Consider the following 21,328-nt stretch of genomic DNA (forward strand, 5'->3'; position numbering starts at 1 on the left):
AGTCGCTGAGATCCGGCGCGAATGAGCTTGGCGGGTTCGAGTTTCATGGGCCAGTCCGGCGGCAGCCTGTCCGAGTTCTCGAAGATGCCGAGTCTCGGCTGTCCAGCAGACGCGTGGTTCCTTCGGATTGAGCCAGTCGCACGGTGGACTGCCACACAGAACCGGCGGCCAGCAGCAACGGCGTTCCCATCACGAAAATCAGAAGACGATTCCGAGCTTCCGCTGCATCTGTGTCCACGCGCCGCCGTGCGATCCAGCACAACAATCGATCGGAACGAATCCGTGGCTGCTCGCGCCCCGCCGCTTCCAGGAAAAACGTCGTGTGCCATGGCCGGAGGATCATTCTGCACCGTGAACGCGCTCGCACAAAAAACAGCGTGTCACCCTGAGCATGTTCGCCGACAGGCAGAGCAAGTCGACCAGCGAACGGTCTCCCGAAAGGTAGACATCTTCTTCGTTGTTATTCACAACCAGTGCGATCGCGAACACATTTTCGACCGAGCGAGAACTCCCAGAGTTTCCGGCAACTGCTTCTGTACCGACGGCGAGAACCAGCGATGTGACTGCACGCTGCTGCCGACCGTCAGACACCGCTTCCGCCTGAACAACAGGGCACCATCGATCAGCGCGCACCGGTGAACGCGCCAGTGCAGCGCCCAGACGGCGAACATCGACCACAGCACAAGAACGAACGAAAGCCCAATGATTCTTGCCCGAGAATACGATCCTGGTTCACTTTGCATCGGTCACTTTCACATTCGCGTTCCGATCTTCTGCGATCGTGCCATCTTTGAACCGCCTGAGGCGTTCAAACACTCTTCGTCGCATGACCGTTCAGGAACGACCGCGCGTCCTTTCTGCTTTGCGTTTCGTCCGCCGACTCCCTGAAGCGGAATTTCCCGAACCGCCGCTGCCCGGCCCGCGGCCGCACCGGCTCCTCCTGCCCCATGTCGGGACCTGTTGAAGTGGCGATGGTATTGAATTCGGCCTGAGTCAGAAACTGAGCTTTGTACGTGGCACCCTGCGAAGCGATCTGTGACGCAAACGCCCGTAAATGGTTGTGCGATCCCTGCAGCAAATGTGCAAGAACCTGGCCGACCTGAGGACCAGGGGGCCTGAGATAACGGGCCGGTTCAGGTCAGCGATATCCATTTCTTCAATCTTCAGCTCCGACCATCAGCGAGTCCAGAGGGCTTCGCGAACCGGCGGCAACCAGTGTCGCATAAAGCTGCTGATATTCCGGAACCGTGAACACTCCGGGCGTCTTATTCAGACTGACAGAAGCCGTTCCCCCGCCGCTGCAGCAATCGCTCCAGCACTGCATGTGCTGGCCTTCTGAACGTGAGATATTCTGGAAGACGGGCGAAACCCGGTCTTCGCCAGCTGCGTAGACATCCCGAGCCAGCTTTTCTTCTTCCCACATTTTCAGCAGATTCAGACCACCGACATTCGAAACCACCGCGCTTGGGAATTCTGCCCGACCAGACCTCCATGCTGCGGTCCTCGACCGACACTATGAACTCTGAACATTTCGCCCCTGTTTGCCATGGCCTCCTCGCCCGCCCTGCGCAGTGACATCCGCAGCGCAGCATCAGTAACAGCCGCTGGAGCGGCTGAAACTCATGAGTAGATTCTTCATTTCAATCCCCTTCTGAATGGTTCGTCACAGCAAATCCGTTTCGACACCAATACGCATTCAACAATGCAATTCTGGTACCGACTTGCCGAAGCGGAGGCGAAATCGGAGCGTGAACGAATCGAACTCCGCGAATTGAAACGAAGTGGTGTGCCGCCGGTGGAAGACACTTCGCGTCAACTCTGCATTCCGTGCCTGGCCGTCAGCCAGCGGCGCGCAGATTTTCTGAAGGTTTGGGACAGGGCGACGCCGGCGATCTGCCGATCCCGCGTGTGCCGCCTCGTCTCTGCATTGAAAACATTCGCAAAGCAGGATGTCAGAGTTCCGTTAGCGAAGAACCCGCAACAGTTTCTCCCGTGGGCCGATCGGCACGCAGATTGCGACGCCTGGACTCGTGCCCGCTCGCGTGGGAGCTTTCAGGATTCAGCTTAATAAAGAAAATCAATGAACAGGATCATCATGCTGGCCGTCGTCACGTTATTTCAGGCGCTGTCGCAGTCACCTACAAAGATGCGTCGTGCGACAGGTCGTCGGATGTATCCGATGCCGGCGATGGCAAAGTCGCGTGTCCTCTGTGCGCCAGGCTTGCGGGCGACGCGGCAGGTCACGGCGAGGACCAGGCGGCAGGAAAACCTGGCGGCTGCCAGGCGGGGCAATGTCTCGCTGCCAGCCAGTCTGGTGAGTGCGAGCCAGGCAAATGTTCGGCCGCTGAATGCGGCGGCAAATGTGTCGCAGACAACACCCGCAACGCTGACTTTGGCAGAGCTGGCTTCCGCAAAGCAGTCCCCCCTGAGCAAAGCCTGCTCGGACGATTCTGTCGCATGTCCGTTCTCCGCGGGCGATCAGGCTGCGACCACCACCTTTAATGACAGCGGCCCCGAAATGCGAATTCTGCAAAGACGGTTGTCAGGAAAGTCACACCAGCTGTGCAGAAGCAAAGGAAGTCACGGCAACATCCGCAGCCGCATCCAACACAGCGGAAAGCCCGGGTCTGGTCTGGTCACGGCCCTGGCTCTGGTCGAGGCATGATGCGAGGTACGCCGGTGATGCTCAGCATCAGAAGGATCACGAAGACTTCTTCTTCCTGATTGAAAACAAAGACAAAATTCGCCGCACCGTGAAGGAGCTGCCGGACGGTTTTGAATCAGTCACCGAATCGGATGACCCCAAAGTGACAGAAATGCTTGCAGGTGCGTCGCGGCGATGTACGTTGACTGGAGAACTCCAACCCGATCCGTGTGCGGGACCCTCTTTTCGAGCCGTCTTTGCCAACGCCGACAACGTCAAAATGAACGTTGAACCTACCGAAAAAAGGAGTGCGCGTCACCGAAACATCAAAGGACAGCTACACTGTGAGGTTCTGCACGAACACGCCAAAGTGGTTTCGCTGTGGATCAAGAACGGCTACGCCGAACTCCCCAGGAACCACGCCGCCCCGGAGAAATAAGCTTCGCACAATCAATAAAGGGGCGACCAACAAAGGGGCAATCAACAAAGGGGAAATTCTGATATTCCCCTTTAGAGATGCCTCTATTGCGCCTTCAATCCCCATTTTTTTGTCAGACACATCGCCACATCCACCATCCGCAATTCTGCAGCCTTTGCGTCGTTGTGCAGCCCGGCTTCAACGGCGATCTGATGCATGGCGTCGAGCGCGTCTTCCGGACTCTTTGCCGTGTGCAGCACGGACAGCAGTCGAGACTGATACTCAGCCAGTTGCAGACGATCATTCGTCATCGTTGAACCTCACTAACGATGGATCGGAGTCGGCGGAAATCGTCACGGAAACCGCCTACAGCCGCCACATCGGTGATATCAATCGTGCCATCCATGCGTTCGAGAATCACAGCCTGCACATTGGGACATCGCCGCAGGACTTCCGGCAGCGCGGCGAAGACTTCTTCCGGCACAAGACCATCGTGGGTATCCCGGCGAACTCGCTGACCACTGCCCTGCGGATGTTCGCGTGCGTGAACTGCCCGATACGTGAACTGCCCGATACGTGCAGTTCACGCACGCGATGGGGAATTACAAAGGGGACATTCTACTTTATCTAATAAGTACAATGCCCCCTTTACAGATCCCCCCTTTACAGATTCCGGCAGTAACCTGTGAGCAAAAGAATTCTCGCAAACGTGGTATCTTCCGGGGCAACGCGTTTTCTTGTTTGTGAAGCATTCGGCAATCAAGCTATTCAGAATTTTCTTGCTGGCTTACCAGAGGCGAGGGACTGGCACCAGCTTTGTACGATTCTTTTGGCCTCGACGTTGCACTGCGGATTTACATTTGCCATATTGATTTGACTGGATAGCTTAGTCGCTGATCCGTCCGCGATGTTCTGGAGTCAAAGATGTCACGTATAGTGTTCCTTTGTGTTGCGTTTGTTCCAATTTGCCTCATGGTGGGCACTGCGACAGCACAGCAGTTGCGGTATCAGATTAAGCCGGATCAGGTGGTGGCGTACAAAGTCACTATCACAGCCGCAACTCCTGCATCGACGGACACAATGCAGGGTGTTATTTCCTTCAAGGGTCTGCAGACACAGGGGGAAACACTGACGCTGCAATACAGCGGCGGCCTGAAAAAAACTTCCAGGTCAAATAGCGGAGGTAGTGGCTCATTTGGGGCTGGCAGAGGTGGTTTCGGCGACTTTCCACGAAGTCCATTCGATCAGCCGGATTTTCGGGGACTGGTGCAGTCGACGAATACGATCGTGATGAGCGACCTGGGCACCGTGAAGAATCTCCGGGGGGATTCACAACTTCCCTATTTGCTTGGCAACCTGTGTTTGATTCCATTCGAGCCACTACCAGACGACGATAGCAAAGAGTGGCAAGAAGAGAATGGATTGACAATCACATCCGCTTCCAGATCGAATTCCCGCTTTGGTCCGCGATTCGGTCCATTTGCTGAAAACAATGTGGAAGAGAAAAAGACAGGGGGCGGCGAGACGGTTGCTTACCGGATAGAGAGTGAAAATGAGGGGAAAGTGACGATCACCAAGACTTACACTCTGTCGTCGCCATCGGCTACAGCAAACGACACGGGTTTAGCGATGCAGGGATCCGGAAGTTATGTGTTCAATCGAGTTGAGGGAATTCCGGAGTCGATGGAGATGACTTTGAATCTCAGCGTGACAAGTAATAGCTCGGAAATCAAGATCCCAGTGACTGTTGCATTCACGCGAATGAACGATGAGGACCTTGCCGCCCATCTGCAAAAAGTGGAAGAAGAAAAAGCAAGAGCCCATGCATTTGCGACACGATTCTCGCGGCCAATCCCGCCGGAGGATCTTAAGCGAGTCATCGGTAACTTGACATCCGGCGATGAAGCCCGAATTCTTAGGGAACTGAAAGAATTGAGCCGATCCTCACGGAAAGAGATCCTCAAAGAAGACATCGCTCTTCCTGTGCAGATCGGACTCCTGCTTTCGCACAAGAATCCAACGATTCAGTCTGCCGCTCAGATCCTATGGGACCGCTGGGGGACTGCTGTCGAGAAGCACGCATCGGAAGAAGATAAGAAGCAAGTAGCCGATTCGATTAAACTTCATGAAGAAATGGCAAGTAACCCGTTTGAAGTCGAAGACGCAGACAGTGGCAAGGGAATCCGCACATGGAGTGATAAGTCAGGCCGCTTCAAAGTCGACGGCGAATTCCAGCAGCTGCAGGGGGGGCTGGTCGTGCTGAAAGACAAAGACGGTAAGACCATCCGGGTTCCAAAGGCAAGGTTGTCCGACTTTGATCAGGCGATAATTGAGAAGTTGTCCGGGAAGTGATGAAGGTGAGCAGCCCGGTAAGCACTATCTGACGGTGATGCGTCATGTCGGGACGAATCCGCTGGGGGCGAACTTGGTGCAGCAAAGTCAGGACTGGGAATGGTCCAGCCAGATACCAACAACTCGAAGCGGCCCAGAGAGCTCGTAAATAAATGGGATTGGGTCTAAGCGGTCACCTCGCTTCGGCACAACAAGAAAAGTAGAGTGTCCCCTTTAGAGATCCTCCTTCGTTGCCGGAACGGATGTCCACCGGATTGCGACATGCTGCGATTCGTCCCGGAGGGACACTGGAAATTAGCCGGTGGTCGCCGCCGAGCGGCGCACCACCGGAACCGATCCCCCCACAAGAAATTGCATCTCGGAGGTATGCCGGATTTCTTGATGTCGCAATCAAATCTTCCCATGCAATGTTCCGGCATCCCTTCAGGATGCGGGCGATTGTGGGCTCTTTACCGGCGGTGGCGCTGCGCTGACCGCCGGCTAATTTCTGCAAGCCCTCCGGGCTGAATTGCAGGTGACGGACAGCATACTCGCCATGCCGGGGCAATTACGCCAACGACGTGATGCGGGAACAAAATTCCGCGACGCCGTCCTCGAATGCGGCATCAACGGTCATGCCAAGGTGCTGGCGATGGAAGCGCCCCGAGATTGCCGACTGGCCCGGTCAAGTCGTCACGGGGACGTTTTGCCATCGAGCGGCCCGTACGATTGATCTGACGATTGCCGGTGAATCCTCACCGATCGGATGCACGGCCAATCATCCGTTCTGGAGCGAAGACCGGCAGGACTTCGTCAGAGCCGACTCGCTGCAGCCCGGCGAAACTCTGCGAACCACCAACGGCCTGACCACCGTCGTCTCCACAACCACCGTCCCCGGCCAAACCTTCGTCTACAACCTCGAAGTCCACGTCGCACACGTCTACCATGTCGGCACCACCGGCGTGCTGGTGCATAACAGTTGTCAGAAAACTGTTGGCTTAGGCATCGGTGGTGCAACAGACGAATTGAAGGCATTGCATGGCGCGATAGACTGGGGCGGATGGCGGGACGCTGGGCTTACAGGATTTGGCGCAAGGGGACGGCAGAAGACTTCATGGTGGCATTTTGGCAAGCCACAACAAGGGCAGATAGAATCGTGTTCTCGCTAAAGTGATTTGACATTAAACGGGCACTTGACGGCCCTCTCAGCCTAACTTTAAACAAGAACACAACGAGCTGGGAATTCAGGCAACTGCTAAACAGTGACTTTCTCGGTAAGGTTACATTTGTCCGTGCCGATGGTAGTGTGGTTAGCGATATATTTGAGGAAATAGCGAGTCTCAGGATTGTCTACCCATGATTATCTTTGTCGAGGACTGCGACGGAAGCAGGGACACATTCATCAGAGACCTCCAGTCCCAGTCGCGTGATCGAATTGAAACTGCTGCGGCAATGCTTCGTTTGATAGAGTGGTTGGACGCAATGTCAGGCGACACGGCTGTTTTCGTTTGTCTCAGCCATTTGCATCTTGTGTTCCTAACCGGTCCCTCAACTAATTCGACTGCTTCTGCAACCGTAATGTGGCACGTAAGGAAAGGTGCTTATGTCATTCAATTTCCCTACGTCGGTAGTGAACTCATGTGGCAGGACGCAAGCATTGAAGTTGAGGAAGTGTTTGTTGGACGAGTCGTAGATGTCCTTGTTGACGTATCCGCTGTTGGGAAATCGGAAGAAGATCGAACAGAACGATCAGTGCAATTGGCTGAAGTCTTGGGGCGATATAGAAGACTTGAATGTTGCCTCGATTCGTATCTGCAGAGTCTGTGCGGTGCGATGCTGACGGTTCTGTCGCGTTCTGCTGAAATTGACGGATTCGAATCATCGCAATTCGTCCTTCCTCCTGAGGGGCTGGAATTTTTGCAGCCAGAGGATCTCGGCGTACAGATTCTGTCCGCGCAGAACACCGGAAATGTTTGCGTGCTCGTCGCGCCACTCAGCCCAGAAAGGTACATGGTTGCTGTACCAATTCAGCGACGACTCAAATGGAACAAAGCCCGCTTGAAACGGTCAGGGATTTGTTGCGACGAAGTTGTCGAAATCATTCGCAGGGAAGTGATGGGCATATTCTAACGAGGGTCACTCCTCGGAGTTTCATCATGAAGAATCACTCGCTTTTATTTGGATACCGCGTGCGGAGCAGCTCAGTCAGAGTGATGCTCGGCCTGCGGCTGATGTCGAGCTGGCTGCGTCGTTCTCTGACGACACGGCGATCCTGACTCGTCTGGAACGCGCGACGCCTCAGGCTGAATTCTGCGATTCGTCCCAGAGGGACATCAGAAATTAGCCGGTGGTCGCCGCCGAACGGCGCACCACCGGAAGCGGTCCCAACAACCAGATTGCATCCCGAAGGGATGCCAGATTCTTTCGTACCGTCATTCCAGATACTCCGGATCGAATGCCACCCCGGCACGTTGCAGCAATTCAATCAGTTCCTCTTGAAAAGACTGCTTCGCATGATGCTCGCGCTGTCGACCGATGTAATGCCGCACGCCGTCCCGCGCTGTTGGGCTCACGGTGAAGGCGGCGTAACCGTCCTGCCATCCAAACCGCGGTTCATTGATGGTTTCGTGAACCCACTTCGATGTACTCTTCTTCATATCACGCATGAAATCCGACAGTCGGTGAGTGGACTTCAATCCGACCAGCAGGTGGACGTGATCGGCAATCCCACCGACGGCTTCAGGAACACCATCGAGCCCTCGAACAGTTCCGCCAATGTACTCGTGAAATCTTTCGATCCAGTCGTCAGCGATCCATGGCTTCCGATGCTTCGTGCTGAAGATGATGTGGACGTGCAGGCTGAGAAATGTGGACATGAAAACCTCCGATGCATCGTTCCGGCATCCCTTCAGGATGCGGGCGTTTATGGGCTGGTGACCGGCGGTGGCGCTACGCTGACCGCCGGCTAATTTCTATAAGCCCTCCGGGCTGAATCGCAGAGGGAAGACAGCATACTCGCAGTGTCGGGGAAATGACGCCAAAGACCCGTTGTGGAACAAAACCCCGCACGCCGTCCCCGAATAGGGGAATCGCAAAGGGGACAGGGGAATCGCAATAGACGGAACATGCAGGATTTCCCCTTGAGCGATTTCTCACTCGTTGTGCATACTTGTCCTGAACGATCCGGCAATGAATACGACGATGGACGTCGGTTCTGGCTGTATTGGTTGCGCAAGAAAGCCAGCCTTACTGATTAACAGCAACAGGGAAAACGTTCGGATGATCAGTGCGTTTCGGCTGTGGAATCTCTGCGAAGCGTTCATGTGGTCGACTTTCTGTTGAATTACGCAACAACCCATCGCATTTTGTACGGTTCCACGACCTTCTATGTGATTTGGAACTGACAATGGCAACGAGAAATGTGCGTTTGGCTGTTTGGGGCGTCCTGGCGTTTGTGTACCTAGTCTGCATATCCAGTGGGAATGCCGGAGAAATAACGAAGAGCGAAGGTCACGACCGGTCCGGGATTCGTTTTCCCGATGGATTATCGCTGCAACAGATCATGGCAGATCCGGACTGGATCGCACGGTCCCCGGAAGACGCCGCCTGGGCCCACAACGGGCAGGTCGTTTTCTTTCGACGCAAGAGGCTCGGAAGTCCAGTTCGGGACTGGCATGAAATTTCAGTCACTGCGAGCGGACTGAAAAGGCTGCGCGATGATCGCGTTCCTGTCAGAGAATTCAGCTTGCGCATCCCATTGACCGGTGATGAAGATTCCGCAGGGAAACGTATCATTGGTACGAGGGGCGGAGATCTCTTCTTGTATGACCGCGATACACGGACGCTGATTCAACTGACACGCACTTCGGCACGAGAATCCGACGCTCGCTTCATGCATCAGGACGACCAGGTTCAGTTTACAAGAGATGGTGTTTTGCTTGTTCGCGATCTTTCCACGGGACTCGAGCGAGAACCTGTCGTGCTGCGTTTTGAAGATCCGCCCGACGACCGCAGGCCAAAGGCGAGTGGAGACTCAAAGCCTGACAACGAAAGCGGTGACAAGGGCCGGAAGCCGTTTTTGGAGCTGAAGGAGGAAGAACTGTTTCGGTACCTTCGGCAGGAAAAACGCAATCAGGATGTTTCTAAGAAGCAGGACAAACTGATCGATCGGTTGAATCCGCTGGATGTCGATGAACCATTCTACCTGGGCAGGAAGCGTCGGCTCGTTCGTCAGATCCTTTCAGGCGATGGACGCTGGCTGGCGGTCCTAACAACATCGTCCACCGACACAACGGACAAAACTGATACGATGCCGGAATGGATTCGGGATGATGGCTACGTGCACAGTCGTCGCGTGCGTTCGCTGGTTGGTCACTCCACGGAATCCGCCCATCAACTCACGCTGATCGATATTCGCCGGCGTTCCATTCATGAAATCGATCTGAGCGTACTTCCTGAGATTGGGCAGGACAGGCTTGCAGCTATTACCAACGAACCGGTCCGGAATGATTCCGGCGAAAGCTCCCCTGACAACGGCAAGGATCCTGACAACGGCACGGATGATGAGTCTTCCAGACAGGGGACGGCAGACAGGAATTCTGCCGCCCGAGAGCACAAGAGCCACGCGGCCGATGTAAGCGACACGGCCGATGTGAGCGACACGGAAGATGCCCGCCCAGAAAAACTGGTTGTCAGGGACGTCGCCATCCCGTCGGTGTCGTTTTCCAGGGATTCGAAATACTTGTTGTTTCAATGCTTTTCGGCGGACAACAAAGACCGCTGGATCATGACGCAGTCATTGAATCGTGTCGGCAGGGATGATGGCCTGAAGACGTTGCACCATCGTTACGATCCGGCCTGGATCAACTGGACAGAACGTACGGCCGACTGGATCGGGCATTCATCGATGGTGTACTTTCTGAGTGAAGATTCGGGATACCAGCACCTGTATGAAGGTCATGCCGCGACAGGTCGGGTTCGTCAATTGACGTCCGGAAGTTTCGAGATTTCTGATCCCCGGGTCAGCAGAGATGAATCCCGTTTTTTCGTGACACACAATCGAAACCACCCGGGCGAATATGAACTGGGTGTTGTCAGTCGCGTCACACCGGAACTGAAATCCCTCACGGGGTTTGGAGGTGTCCATGAATTTATTGTTTCGCCGGATGAAACACGGGCGCTGGCAATCCATTCGTCCCCGCTGCAACCGCCTGAATTGTTTCTGTTTCATTTGCCTGAATCTATCAATGGAGAAGTCGCTGCTGTCTCCATTGCCGGGGCGGTTCAATTGACGGAGTCAACAACTCCCAGGTTTGAAAAGATCGACTGGACGACTCCGCATTTCGTTCAGGTTCCTTCTCGATCCGGCCAGCAGATACATTCCCGATTGTACCTGCCGGAAGATGCCGCGAAAGCAATCGATGCGCCGGCACTGGATTCGCAGACCACAGATTCCTCGCAATCAACTGTCGATCGGAAGTCAAAGGGAAATCAAAAGCGTCCGGCGGTCGTCTTTATTCATGGTGCGGGGTACCTGCAGAATGCACACAAGGGCTGGTCGGGCTACTTTCGCGAATTCATGTTCCATAGCCTGTTAACGCGTCTCGGCTATGTCGTGCTCGACATGGACTACCGCGCATCCGCTGGATACGGACGTGACTGGAGAACGGCGATCTATCGACAGATGGGAACAGCAGAACTGGAGGACCTTCAGGATGGAGTTCGCTGGCTGGTAAAAGAACACAATGTAGACGCAAAACGTGTGGGTGTGTATGGGGGATCCTATGGCGGCTTCATGACGCTGATGGCGCTTTTTCGTGATCCTGAACTGTTTGCCTGTGGAGCCGCCCTTCGGCCTGTTACCGACTGGGCCCATTATAATCATGGGTACACCAGCAACATTCTGAACACTCCGGAAACCGATCCTCAGGCGTACCTGAACAGCAGCCCGATTTACTTTGCGGAGGGATTGAAACGCCCTCTGTTGATCTGTCACGGAATGGTTGACGATAACGTCTTCTTCAAAGATACCGTCAGGCTGGCTCAGCGACTGATTGAGCTGCGCAAGGACAACTGGAATGTGGCAATGTACCCCGTGGAAGCTCACGGGTTCCGTCAACCAGAAAGCTGGTTTGACGAATATCGACGCATTCTGAAACTCTTCGAAGCCCATCTTCAGTGATACGGCGTCGCCCGATCGGATACTCCGCAAAACCGTCTGTTCGATGTGGTGACGACCGATCGAGACATCCGGGCGGATCGCGATCTCACGGTGCCTATCGGCTACCATGTTTCAGCGATGTTTTCCTTCAGTCATTGAGATCTTGACGGACTCCGGCCACCGGACTTCGTGCCGGCGTTGAAACTTGTTGTCAGGTCTGGCGATTCTCGCTGGGCAGTGGTACCCTACAGGAACGCGTGATTGCGTTGTTGGCGGTCAGTGCCTTGCGAATTGGTGGTCTGGTTCGGGAGATGTTTGATGCTTGTGATCCTGTGTCTGCTGAATTCCGTTCTTGTCGACGATCCCGTGTTTTCCGGACCGCAGCCTGGTGAAACTCTGGCTCCATTCGTGATGACGGGAGTCTTTGGGAAACAGGCCGACCAGAAAGTTGATGTTCCGGGTGACGTTTCCACACCATCGGTTGTTGTTTTCGTTCACGAAAGAACACGTCCTGCTCTTGGAGTGGCGAATCTTGTGATGCGTCTTGCCGATGCTCGAGGTCCGGAAAAGCTGTCCGGAAGTCTCGTGGTTCTGACGGATGACCCCACAGACGCGTCGACCTGGATGAATCGCATTCCTCGATACTTTCCCTCGAAAGTACAAACAGGGATTTCCGTTGATGGAATCGAAGGTCCGGGGGCTTACGGGCTGAATCGCAACGTCGCGCTGACCGTTCTTGTTGCGAACAGAAATGTGGTGACGGCAAATTTTGCTTTGGTGCAGCCGAGCGTTGAAGTCGACGGACCAAAGATCTTCAAGGCGATTGCCGAAGTGCTCGGCGAAAAGGACGTGCCCGCTGTCGCAGACTTCATGCCGCAACGAAGGCAATCGGATGCTCCAGCCAAGCGAGATGGGGCGATGAAGCGAGACGAAGCGATGAAACGCGGGGACGCAGCAAATGCGGCGGCGGCAGAGCATCCGCAGATTCGCCCATTACTGGGCCCGTTGATTCAGAAGACGGCCACTGACGAACAGGTTGTTGCCGCAGCGGACAAAGTCGAAGCCTTCGCCGCCGAACACGCGGATTTTCGAGTTCAGGTGGGAGACATCACCCGGCGCATTATCGCTGCTGACATGTTGGCGAGATATGGTACGCCAAAGTGTCAGGAATATCTGAAGAAATGGTCCCGAGAGTTCACTGACAGCCGCGTCAAAACTGGCAATCAGGGGCGAGAATAATCATGTGGTGGCTCGTCCTGAGTCTCACTTCGGCCAGTGCGTCGATCCTTCATCAGCCGGTTGATTTTGACACCCAGGTCATGCCCATTCTTACGAAGGCGGGCTGCAATTCGGGGGCTTGCCACGGTGCAGCGGCGGGGCGTGGTGGGTTTCGTCTTTCACTTTACGGCAGCCGCCCTGCCACCGATTTTGATCAAATTGCTTTGGCCATGAAAGGTCGCAGAATTGATCGTCTTGATGCATCGCAGAGCCTGTTCCTGCTGAAACCAACGGAACAGTTGAGCCATGAAGGCGGGACTCGCATTCAGCCTGAAAGTGCCGACCATGCCATCCTTCTGAACTGGATCTCACAAGGCGCACAAAGAACGCCGCGCCGGACACTCGACTCCTTTGAACTGCATGCCGAAAAACGGTCGGATTCGACGGGCCCGACGTATCAGATCTCCGCAACTGCGTGCTTCAGCGATGGAACGACCACCGATGTTCTCCCCTGGACGGTGCTGACACCGGACGACCCTGATAGTACGCATGTGCAGGAGACTGGCAGGATTGTTCTGCGTACCGCCGGACAGCATGTGGTCATCGCTCGATTTCTTGATCAGGTTCGTCCGTTAGAGTTCATTGTCCCGTGGCAAAGTCATGCTGCCGATGATGTCGAGGAATTGTCTGCCGACACGGGACAGTCGATCGATCGTCTGGTGGTGAAACGACTCCGTCAATTCGGTCTCGAAGCGACATCCGAAGCGGACGAGTATACATTGATTCGTCGACTGACGCTCGACCTGACTGGTTGTCTGCCCTCTCCGAAATCGGTGAAGGAGTTTGTTAGCAGTTCAGACGTCGACAAGCTGGAGCACCTCATTGAGAGTCTGCTGGATTCGGATGAGTTTAATAGCTACTGGACGTTCCAGCTCGCTCAGTTACTGCGTGTTTCCGCACTGAAGGCGAATGCTGAATGGGCTCGAGTCTACTACGAGTGGATTCATAATTGTGTGCGTACTGACATTGGGCTGGACCAGATGTCCCGCCAACTGATTCTGGCTGAAGGCCTTGTTTCCGAAACAGGTGCGGCAGCCTTCTACAATATCGGTGGCGACCCGAGAGGGCAGGCCGAATTCGTCGCTTCGACAATGATGGGCGTACGATTGCAGTGTGCGAATTGCCACGATCATCCTCTGGACAGTTGGACGCAGGATGATTACCACGGCCTGGCTGCAATCTTCGCCCGCATCAAATCCGGAGATGTCATTCGGTCCGCGGCAACCGGGCGGGTAATTCATCCCGGAACCGGAGAACCCGCGATCCGTCGACTTCCGGATGCTGGCTTTCTGGGCGAGGATGCAGATGGGCGGACAGAATTTGCTGAATGGCTGACGTCTGCTGAGAATCCTTACTTTGCTCGCGCGATGGTGAATCGACTTTGGCGACACATGATGGGACGTGGGCTGGTGGAACCGGTCGATGATCATCGTGCCACGAATTCGCCGACAAACCCGGAACTCATGGACGGGCTCGCAAAAATGTTCCGGGAGAATGACTGTCAGCTGCGTCCTACGCTTCGAGCTATCTGTCAAAGTGCCGCGTATCGCCGAAGTGCCGTTGATCACAATCGTCAGTCGTCGGAAACTTCGGAGCATCGAAATCAGGCCGTTGCCCGGTTCCATGGTGCTGCAATTTCGCGTCCGATGTCCCCGCAGGTCTTTCTGGATGCTGTTCTGGATGTCACGCAGAGCGATGAGTTTTCGGGGCATCAATCGCGGGCGGTTTCGCTGGATGGGTTAGTAGCAACTTCCGAACCTCTGGATCTGCTGGGGCGTTGCTCCGATGCCTGCGAACAGTCTGCCTTGCGACGCAACGATCTTGCCGTTCAACTGCATCTGATCAACGGGTCGTTTATCAATCAGAAACTCAGTGACAGCACCGCAATCACCGCGGAAATGCAGGCCTGCGGAAGGCCGGAAGAATTCATTGCCGCGATTTATCTTCGTGTTTTGTCGAGACCTGCCAGAAACCATGAAATGGAATTCTGGTTGCGTCAGTTCGGCGGAACGCTGAAGGGACCGGAATCCACTGAGATTGCACAGGACTTCGTCTGGAGTCTGTTGAACAGCACCGAATTCTGCACCAATCACTAAGTCGGGGCGAAGAGGCATGACCACAGGCTACGCAAACAAATTCAAACGATGTGACGGTATGTCGCGCCGCGCGGTGCTGCAACTGGGACAGCTCGCTGGTCTTGGAATCGGATTGTCCCGTTGGAACGCTGTCAGCGCGGCTGCTGTGGGTGATGCGAGAGTGTCGTCCTCAACAGTTGCGTCGAAAACATCAGCCCTGCCTTCAGAAACTGCGCAAATACCTCGGCCATTGGCCAGGTCATGCATACTGATCTGGCTGGATGGTGGACCAAGCCATCTGGAAACTTTCGATCTGAAACCGGAGGCAGCCAAAGAGGTTCGGGGGCCCCTGTCGGCCATCTCGACTCGTATTTCCGGGGTCGCCATCTCCGAATGTCTGCCGGAACTGGCATTACGAATGGACGAAATTGCGATCATTCGTTCGATGACGTCGCCGCTCGGAGAACATAATCTGGGCACGCACTATTTACTCACGGGATATAAGCCCACTCCCGTTCTTCAGTATCCGCCCTTTCATGCCGTTGCCAGTTTCAAACGACAAACTGATGGCATGCCTTTGCTGCCGCCCAGCATTGCAATTCCCGATCATCGGGTGGGTGGTGGCAGATTCACGGGATCGGGATTTCTTCCGCAGGAATTCGGTCCATTTTCAATTGGCGCTGACCCGTCAAGACCGGACTTTCGTGTGAAGGATCTGGAGTCGCCTGCGGGGTTGTCGCTTGATCGCATCGACCGAAGGAGGATGTTTGCTGAACAACTCGCGCGATGGGACGAGAATCAGGGACGCTCGAATTCGTCGTCCCAGGATTCGGCACTGAATCGCGCTGTGGCTATGGTGACGTCTGCCAAAGCGCGAGCGGCATTTGACCTGGAGGAAGAAACGCCGGCAACCAGACGACGTTACGGCATGAAAACAATTGGGCAAAGCTGCCTGCTGGCTCGACGATTAATTGAACGCGGCGTTCCCTTTGTCACTGTAAACGATCGCGGCTGGGACACGCATGACAACCTTTACACTCGCCTGAAAGAAGGTTACACGGGAGCGAAAACCGGAGTCGGCCTGATACCGTCACTTGACCTCGCGGTGTCATCACTGATTGATGATCTGCGTGATCGAGCTCTTCTGGATGAAACATTGATTGTTGTGATGGGAGAATTTGGTCGAACGCCAAAGATCAATACTTCCGGCGGTCGCGATCATTGGCCACGCGTATTCAGCGTGATGCTGGCTGGAGGAGGCGTTCGTGGTGGTCAGGTGATTGGTTCGAGCGACAGTACAGGCGAATCCCCATCCGAACGTCCGGTCACTCCGTCTGATTTAATCTGTACCATCTACAACATGCTGGGATTCAATCCATCAGACGAACTGCGCACAGACACAGGCCGCCCGGTTCGACTTGCAGGTGACGAGGCGAAAGTCGTGCGGGAGTTGTTGTCGTGAACAATCTGTTGAATGGCTTCTGCGCGCATGGGCCCATCAAAATGCGGGCCGTGGCAATGATCGTTACCGGACTTTCCTGGGGTTGGGCGGTCGGCGACGCGGCAGCAGACGACGAGGGTTCAGCGTCACGGCCTCTGATCACCTGTATGACTGTCACAGCTGATGCAGGCACTTTGCTGGATGCATCACAGCTTGGCGTTCGCGTTCGGGACTCGAAAACGCTTCTGGTCCGGCGGACCATTTCTTCGCCCTGCCGGATGACGAACGCCGTCTGTCTGTCGGCCGATGAAACCAGACTGGTGGCGGCCGGGGGGAACCCGGGCGAATACGCGTGGGTAGCGGTGTATTCCTGGCCGGACTGTCGTCTGCTCTGGCAGAAAACCTTTGCGGACGACGTCGCATACGCGGTATCCCTGGCGCCCGCATCCGGGTGCCTCGCTCTTGGACTCCATGACCAAAGCATCGTGTTGCTGGATCTGACTGATGGGAGACTGCGGCATACGCTGCGCGGGCATTCGCGTCCAGTCACAGCCGTTTGTTTTATTGACGATCAAACGCTGGTCAGTGGCAGTGTCGACCAATCTCTGATTGTCTGGGACTGTGTCCGTGGCACATCGGTGCGGTCCCTCACGAATCATACACAACCCGTCACTTGCATTACGCTGAGACCCATGCGACAGGGGCAATTACCGATGATCGCAACAGCGTCTGAAGACAGGACGGTTCGATTCTGGCAACCGACCATCGGACGACTTGTCAGGTTTCATCGATTGAGTTCGCCGGTGACCAGCCTTGCCTGGGATGGCGATGGAACCCACCTGGTTGCTGGATCGTGGGACGGTCGCGTGCGAACCATCCAGGTAGACACGCTTGAGACGCTTGAAACATGCTGCCATCCGGAAGAATGGATCACGTACGTGACCACAGCGCCGGACGGAAGCTTCACGCTGGTTGCTAATGCCGCAGGAAAGCTCCATGTGCTGCCGGGCCGCCCAACCGCTGCTGTTCAGTGAATTGGTTTGATTGTCATCGCTTTATGATGGACATGCCGCTTTCGTGGCGACGTGGTGTTTGTGCCGATGCGATGATGCTCTGCAGTGTTCAGGGATGTCCATGGACATGTTCCGGATGAATGGCGTCCTGAAAATGGATCAGAGTTTGGCACCCACCGGCCGATTTTTTCTGGATGAATTCGAGAGTCAGATCTGCGTGGGATCAGTTCGTCAGATTTTTGACAGGCATCATTTCTGCGGAACTCACTGGAACACTGCCCTTTTCTGCGCTAATGTAAACGGGCACGCTGTCGTTCGGGCCTGCGACAGCCTGATTCGATGTTCGCTGGTTGGTTGTTCTTCACGGCATCGTTTTCCTGAGGTTTCCTGGCATGACTGATTCTGAGCAGGATGAAAACCCGTCGACTCCAACGACCGCCGAACGTGTCCAACAGCTGGAGCAAGCGCTTCAATTTACGCGTGACGCGTTTCGGGCAACCCAGCAGGAGCTGGTAGAATCACGGCGACAGTTGGTGGAATCCCGGCAACAGCTGCACAGTGCGATCGGAGAGCTCAACAGGGTCAGAGGTGAACGCGATACGCTGCCTTCCGACCTGCAGCAAACGCTTCAGGAGCTGCAGGAGAAAACGGATTTCATTCTGGCTGCAACCGGCGAGGGCATCTGTGAATTCGATTCGGACAGTCGTCTGACATTCATGAACGCGGCCGCAGCCCGCATGCTCGGACGTGAAGCGAATGAGGCTGTCGGGAAGACTGTGTCCGAAATCTTTGGGTTTGAATGTCGTTCGGTTACCGAATTGAACGCAGGCGACTGCGCGGCCGCAGATGTTTCAAAAGAAGGTTTCGCACGTCGAAACCCGCGGGATACTCTTGTAAGGGCAGATGGAACATCATTTCCCGTCGAGCTTGTCGTTTCGCCGGAGTACCCTTCCCGATCCGGACAGACCGGCTCCATTGTCGTCATTCGAGATACGACCGAAACAATTCGAACCCATCAGGAAATCGAACGGCAGCAACAAAGGATTCGCCTGATCGCCGACAGTGTGCCAGCTCTGGTCAGCTATGTTGGTCCGGATATGCGGTACCGATTCGTCAACAAGCGGTATTGCGAATACTTCAATTTGAAACGGGAAGAGATTGTTGGCAAGCATGTCCGCGAGCTCGTGACTTTGGGCGCATTTGATCAGGCCGCGCCAAGAATTCGTCGCGCGTTGGCAGGAGAAACGGTTCACTATGAACTGATTGTCCCGCGTCACGACGGTACACCGTTTTTTGCGAGTGTCACTTACACGCCGGAGATTGTTGAAAATACGGTTCTGGGCGTTGTTGCTATTGTCGTTGACATGACAGCATTAAAGGAGGCGGAAAATCGCTACGAGCGCGCGGCGGCTGGCACTGGTGACGGCATCTTTGACTGGGACATCGAATCGCCGCAGTTCTATGGCTCTCCGAGATTCTGGTTGAAACTTGGTCAGCCAGACCATGATCCGATGGCAACACTGGATGAATACTTTCAGGGCGTGCATCCGGAAGACCTGGACAACTATCGAATACAACTTCAGAAACTTATTGCGGGTGAAATTGAATCACTGGAGTTTGAACATCGTTATTTCGTAACGGACAACGTGTGTGAGTGGTTCCTCACTCGGGGACGGATTGGATTGGATTCGACGCAGAGGAGAAGGTTCTTTTCGGGCTCGATTCGTAAGATCAGCGACCGCAAGCAACTGGAAATCCAGCTACGTGAAGAACTGCGAAAGCGAGACATCTTCCTCGCCATGCTCTCACATGAACTTCGTAATCCGGTAAATGCGTTGATGCTTGCCGCGCAGCTTGGCCTGACGGTAAACCTGTCCGTGACTGAAATGTCCGAATGCATGGAGACAATTGATTCTCAGGCCCGACTGCTGCGACGGCTGCTCGACGATTTGCTGGATCTTTCGCGATTGAACTACAACAAACTGAATCTCAGGAAATCCAGATTCAATGTTTGTAGAGTCGTGCAGGACGCCATTTCCGCACTGCAGGCTAAAGCTGAAAGCAAGTCTGTGGCGCTGAAAGTGACGGCGATGAATGAAGGGCTGTTCGTGGATGCAGACCGCGATCGAATTATGCAGTGCATCCTGAATCTCATCACGAATGCCATCAAGTACACGTCGGCAGGAGGGAACGTGGAGGTATCTCTGGAGGCGGATGAAGGAAAGCTGGAGATCTCTGTCGCAGATGACGGCATTGGAATGTCTGAGCAGACTCTTGCAACGGCATTTGAGATGTTTAGTCAGGCAAATTCTCTCGCGGCTGGCTCAGAAGGAGGCCTTGGACTGGGGCTTGCACTGGTCAGTACCATCTGTCAATTGCATGGGGGAACAGTCACGGCCGAAAGTGAAGGGTTGGGTCGGGGCAGCACGCTTCGAATCACCCTTCCAGGAGTCGTCGCGTCCTTCGACGATCAAATGCCCTCGGGCTCAATGGTCGAGTCAACTTACAGCCCAATTCGTCCTCAGATTCGCCGCATATTACTGATTGACGACTTGCCAACCGGGCGAGCCATGCTGGCGAGATGTCTGACTGCAAATGGCTTTGAAGTCATGGAAGCCGAGACGGGGGAAAACGGAATTGAACTGGCCCGAAAGAATCGCCCGGACGTAGTGATTGCAGATATCGGGCTGCCGGACATCTCAGGATTTGATGTGGCAAGACGACTTCGACAGCACCCCGAAACAAGACATCTGCCACTCTTTGCACTCACCGGTTATGGACAGGAAAGTGACCTGCTGAAGTCGAAGGGTGCCGGCTTTAACCTACACCTGACAAAACCTGTGGATTTGTCAGCCATGCTCCTGGCATTAGCAGGGGAGTACCCGGATGCGCCGTGAATTCCGTCACCCATTCACCTTGTGCAAGTGATGTATGATGTGGGGGGATTCCCTAATGTTGCCGGAAAGAATGCAGCTCCAGGTTTACTACTGCAGGAAATCGACGAGGATCACACGGGTGGGAGGATCCTGGCCACCTTTATTCTTCCGAGCCAACTGATCGAATGATCTCGCCTGAAATGACTTTGGGCTTTGGTTCGACCTTCAGCATGGAGCGAAGGGATGCTTGTACTTTCTCGCAGGACGGGCGAAGACATTGTGATTCCACAGGTCAATGTGGAATTCCGAGTCCTTGGTATTCGTGGTACGACAGTTCGAATCGGGATCCTCGCACCGCAGCACATCCAAATACTGCGGAAGGAAATGCTCCCGGTGCTGGACGATGCGGATGACGTCGCGGGGGCTTCGCGGAAGTTGATGCCGGTCGCGATTGATCCAACCAGTGATCCCAAAGAAATCCATCGCCTGCGAAACCTGTTAAATGAATTGTCGCTGACCATCCAGACGGCGTTGATGCAGCATGAACGTGGTCAACTGCAGGATGTGCAGGCAACGCTTCAACAGATGCACTCGTCGATCCAATCATCGGCCCACACCGCTGTCAGCGGTGTTGAGTCGAAAGAAATGGGGGCCGTTCGAGTCTTGCTGGTTGAGGATCAGCCTCGTGAAAGAGATCTGATGGTGCAGGTGCTTCAGCGTGGTGGTTGCGAAGTCGACATCGCGTCCGATGGAGTTGAGGCCGTAAGACTGGCCGCGCAGAAGCGGCCGGACATTATCCTGATGGATTTGAATCTGCCAGGACAGGATGGAGCGGCGGCGGCCTGCCAGATTCATGAGATCCCGGCCTGCCGCAGTGTTCCTATTCTGGCAATCACCGGGGAAGGCGAAGACGATCGATCGAGTGAATTCACCCAATGGATCCGCAAACCAGTAGACCTTCGCAAGATACTCGGACGCGTGCAGGCGCTGACTGCGGCGGGGGATTCGAGGCTACCCGTGTTCGGATCGAAGAACTAGCAATCATCTGCTGAGGTTCTGAGAATGCCGGATAAAGAATGATCCGCACGATAT

Annotated in this window: 15 protein-coding genes and 1 pseudogene; 12 read left to right on the top strand and 4 right to left on the bottom strand. The window is 54.9% G+C overall.

From position 1 onward, the window contains the following. Positions 1-339: 339 nt before the first annotated feature. Both R3C20_09800 and R3C20_09805 read right to left on the bottom strand, forming a co-directional pair. Complete coding sequence (locus R3C20_09800; GenBank protein MEZ6040790.1) at positions 340-633, bottom strand: hypothetical protein; 294 nt, start codon at positions 631-633, stop codon at positions 340-342. Between the two features lie 175 nt (positions 634-808). Further along, positions 809-1,423: pseudogene (locus R3C20_09805) on the bottom strand (DUF2202 domain-containing protein). A gap of 657 nt (positions 1,424-2,080) precedes the next feature. Here R3C20_09805 and R3C20_09810 point away from each other — a divergent pair. Then, positions 2,081-2,665, top strand: coding sequence for a hypothetical protein (locus R3C20_09810; protein MEZ6040791.1), 585 nt, complete (start codon positions 2,081-2,083; stop codon positions 2,663-2,665). Between the two features lie 501 nt (positions 2,666-3,166). Here R3C20_09810 and R3C20_09815 read toward each other — a convergent pair. Beyond that, entirely contained in the window at positions 3,167-3,373 is a 207-nt protein-coding gene (locus tag R3C20_09815) for a hypothetical protein (protein ID MEZ6040792.1), read from the bottom strand. A 2-nt stretch (positions 3,374-3,375) separates the two neighbouring features. Between R3C20_09815 and R3C20_09820 the strand changes: the two genes are divergently transcribed. The 4 genes from R3C20_09820 to R3C20_09835 all read left to right on the top strand — a co-directional run bounded on the left by R3C20_09820 (position 3,376) and on the right by R3C20_09835 (position 7,523). After that, complete coding sequence (locus R3C20_09820) at positions 3,376-3,693, top strand: hypothetical protein (GenBank protein ID MEZ6040793.1); 318 nt, start codon at positions 3,376-3,378, stop codon at positions 3,691-3,693. 293 nt (positions 3,694-3,986) lie between these two features. Then, a complete protein-coding gene (locus R3C20_09825) occupies positions 3,987-5,414 on the top strand; it encodes an SHD1 domain-containing protein (GenBank protein MEZ6040794.1) in 1,428 nt (475 codons plus the stop codon). A gap of 563 nt (positions 5,415-5,977) precedes the next feature. Then, a complete protein-coding gene (locus R3C20_09830; protein ID MEZ6040795.1) occupies positions 5,978-6,562 on the top strand; it encodes a polymorphic toxin-type HINT domain-containing protein in 585 nt (194 codons plus the stop codon). Positions 6,563-6,971: 409 nt separating this feature from the next. Further along, complete coding sequence (locus R3C20_09835; GenBank protein MEZ6040796.1) at positions 6,972-7,523, top strand: hypothetical protein; 552 nt, start codon at positions 6,972-6,974, stop codon at positions 7,521-7,523. 302 nt (positions 7,524-7,825) lie between these two features. On the opposite strand, the gene tnpA is transcribed toward R3C20_09835, so the two are convergent. Continuing rightward, positions 7,826-8,269 (bottom strand): IS200/IS605 family transposase, encoded by a 444-nt coding sequence (tnpA, locus tag R3C20_09840; GenBank protein MEZ6040797.1) that lies wholly within the window; start codon positions 8,267-8,269, stop codon positions 7,826-7,828. A gap of 530 nt (positions 8,270-8,799) precedes the next feature. Between tnpA and R3C20_09845 the strand changes: the two genes are divergently transcribed. The 7 genes from R3C20_09845 to R3C20_09875 all read left to right on the top strand — a co-directional run bounded on the left by R3C20_09845 (position 8,800) and on the right by R3C20_09875 (position 21,274). Continuing rightward, a complete protein-coding gene (locus R3C20_09845; protein MEZ6040798.1) occupies positions 8,800-11,574 on the top strand; it encodes a prolyl oligopeptidase family serine peptidase in 2,775 nt (924 codons plus the stop codon). 297 nt (positions 11,575-11,871) lie between these two features. Then, on the top strand, positions 11,872-12,792 hold the full coding sequence (locus tag R3C20_09850) for a hypothetical protein (protein MEZ6040799.1): 921 nt from the start codon (positions 11,872-11,874) through the stop codon (positions 12,790-12,792). Positions 12,793-12,794: 2 nt separating this feature from the next. After that, positions 12,795-14,927: a DUF1549 domain-containing protein gene (locus R3C20_09855; GenBank protein ID MEZ6040800.1), complete on the top strand. Its 2,133-nt coding sequence runs from the start codon at positions 12,795-12,797 to the stop codon at positions 14,925-14,927. A gap of 16 nt (positions 14,928-14,943) precedes the next feature. After that, positions 14,944-16,368, top strand: coding sequence for a DUF1501 domain-containing protein (locus R3C20_09860; protein MEZ6040801.1), 1,425 nt, complete (start codon positions 14,944-14,946; stop codon positions 16,366-16,368). Next, a complete protein-coding gene (locus tag R3C20_09865) occupies positions 16,365-17,381 on the top strand; it encodes a hypothetical protein (protein MEZ6040802.1) in 1,017 nt (338 codons plus the stop codon). Before R3C20_09860 ends, R3C20_09865 begins: the two co-directional genes overlap by 4 nt. Before the next feature lie 371 nt (positions 17,382-17,752). Next, complete coding sequence (locus R3C20_09870; GenBank protein MEZ6040803.1) at positions 17,753-20,257, top strand: PAS domain S-box protein; 2,505 nt, start codon at positions 17,753-17,755, stop codon at positions 20,255-20,257. A 222-nt stretch (positions 20,258-20,479) separates the two neighbouring features. Continuing rightward, positions 20,480-21,274, top strand: a complete 795-nt coding sequence (locus R3C20_09875) for a response regulator (protein MEZ6040804.1) — start codon at positions 20,480-20,482, stop codon at positions 21,272-21,274. Positions 21,275-21,328: the final 54 nt, after the last annotated feature.

The sequence above is a fragment of the Planctomycetaceae bacterium genome (assembly GCA_041398825.1).
Taxonomy (GTDB): Bacteria; Planctomycetota; Planctomycetia; order Planctomycetales; family Planctomycetaceae; genus F1-80-MAGs062.

Coding starts and splice junctions, on each gene's coding strand:
- R3C20_09860 (MEZ6040801.1), top strand. CDS start 14,944: ATGACCACAGGCTACGCAAACAAATTCAAACGATGTGACGGTATGTCG.
- R3C20_09815 (MEZ6040792.1), bottom strand. CDS start 3,373: ATGACGAATGATCGTCTGCAACTGGCTGAGTATCAGTCTCGACTGCTG.
- R3C20_09845 (MEZ6040798.1), top strand. CDS start 8,800: ATGGCAACGAGAAATGTGCGTTTGGCTGTTTGGGGCGTCCTGGCGTTT.
- R3C20_09850 (MEZ6040799.1), top strand. CDS start 11,872: ATGCTTGTGATCCTGTGTCTGCTGAATTCCGTTCTTGTCGACGATCCC.
- R3C20_09835 (MEZ6040796.1), top strand. CDS start 6,972: ATGTGGCACGTAAGGAAAGGTGCTTATGTCATTCAATTTCCCTACGTC.
- R3C20_09825 (MEZ6040794.1), top strand. CDS start 3,987: ATGTCACGTATAGTGTTCCTTTGTGTTGCGTTTGTTCCAATTTGCCTC.
- R3C20_09870 (MEZ6040803.1), top strand. CDS start 17,753: ATGACTGATTCTGAGCAGGATGAAAACCCGTCGACTCCAACGACCGCC.
- R3C20_09875 (MEZ6040804.1), top strand. CDS start 20,480: ATGCTTGTACTTTCTCGCAGGACGGGCGAAGACATTGTGATTCCACAG.
- R3C20_09830 (MEZ6040795.1), top strand. CDS start 5,978: ATGCGGGAACAAAATTCCGCGACGCCGTCCTCGAATGCGGCATCAACG.
- R3C20_09855 (MEZ6040800.1), top strand. CDS start 12,795: ATGTGGTGGCTCGTCCTGAGTCTCACTTCGGCCAGTGCGTCGATCCTT.
- tnpA (MEZ6040797.1), bottom strand. CDS start 8,269: ATGTCCACATTTCTCAGCCTGCACGTCCACATCATCTTCAGCACGAAG.
- R3C20_09810 (MEZ6040791.1), top strand. CDS start 2,081: ATGAACAGGATCATCATGCTGGCCGTCGTCACGTTATTTCAGGCGCTG.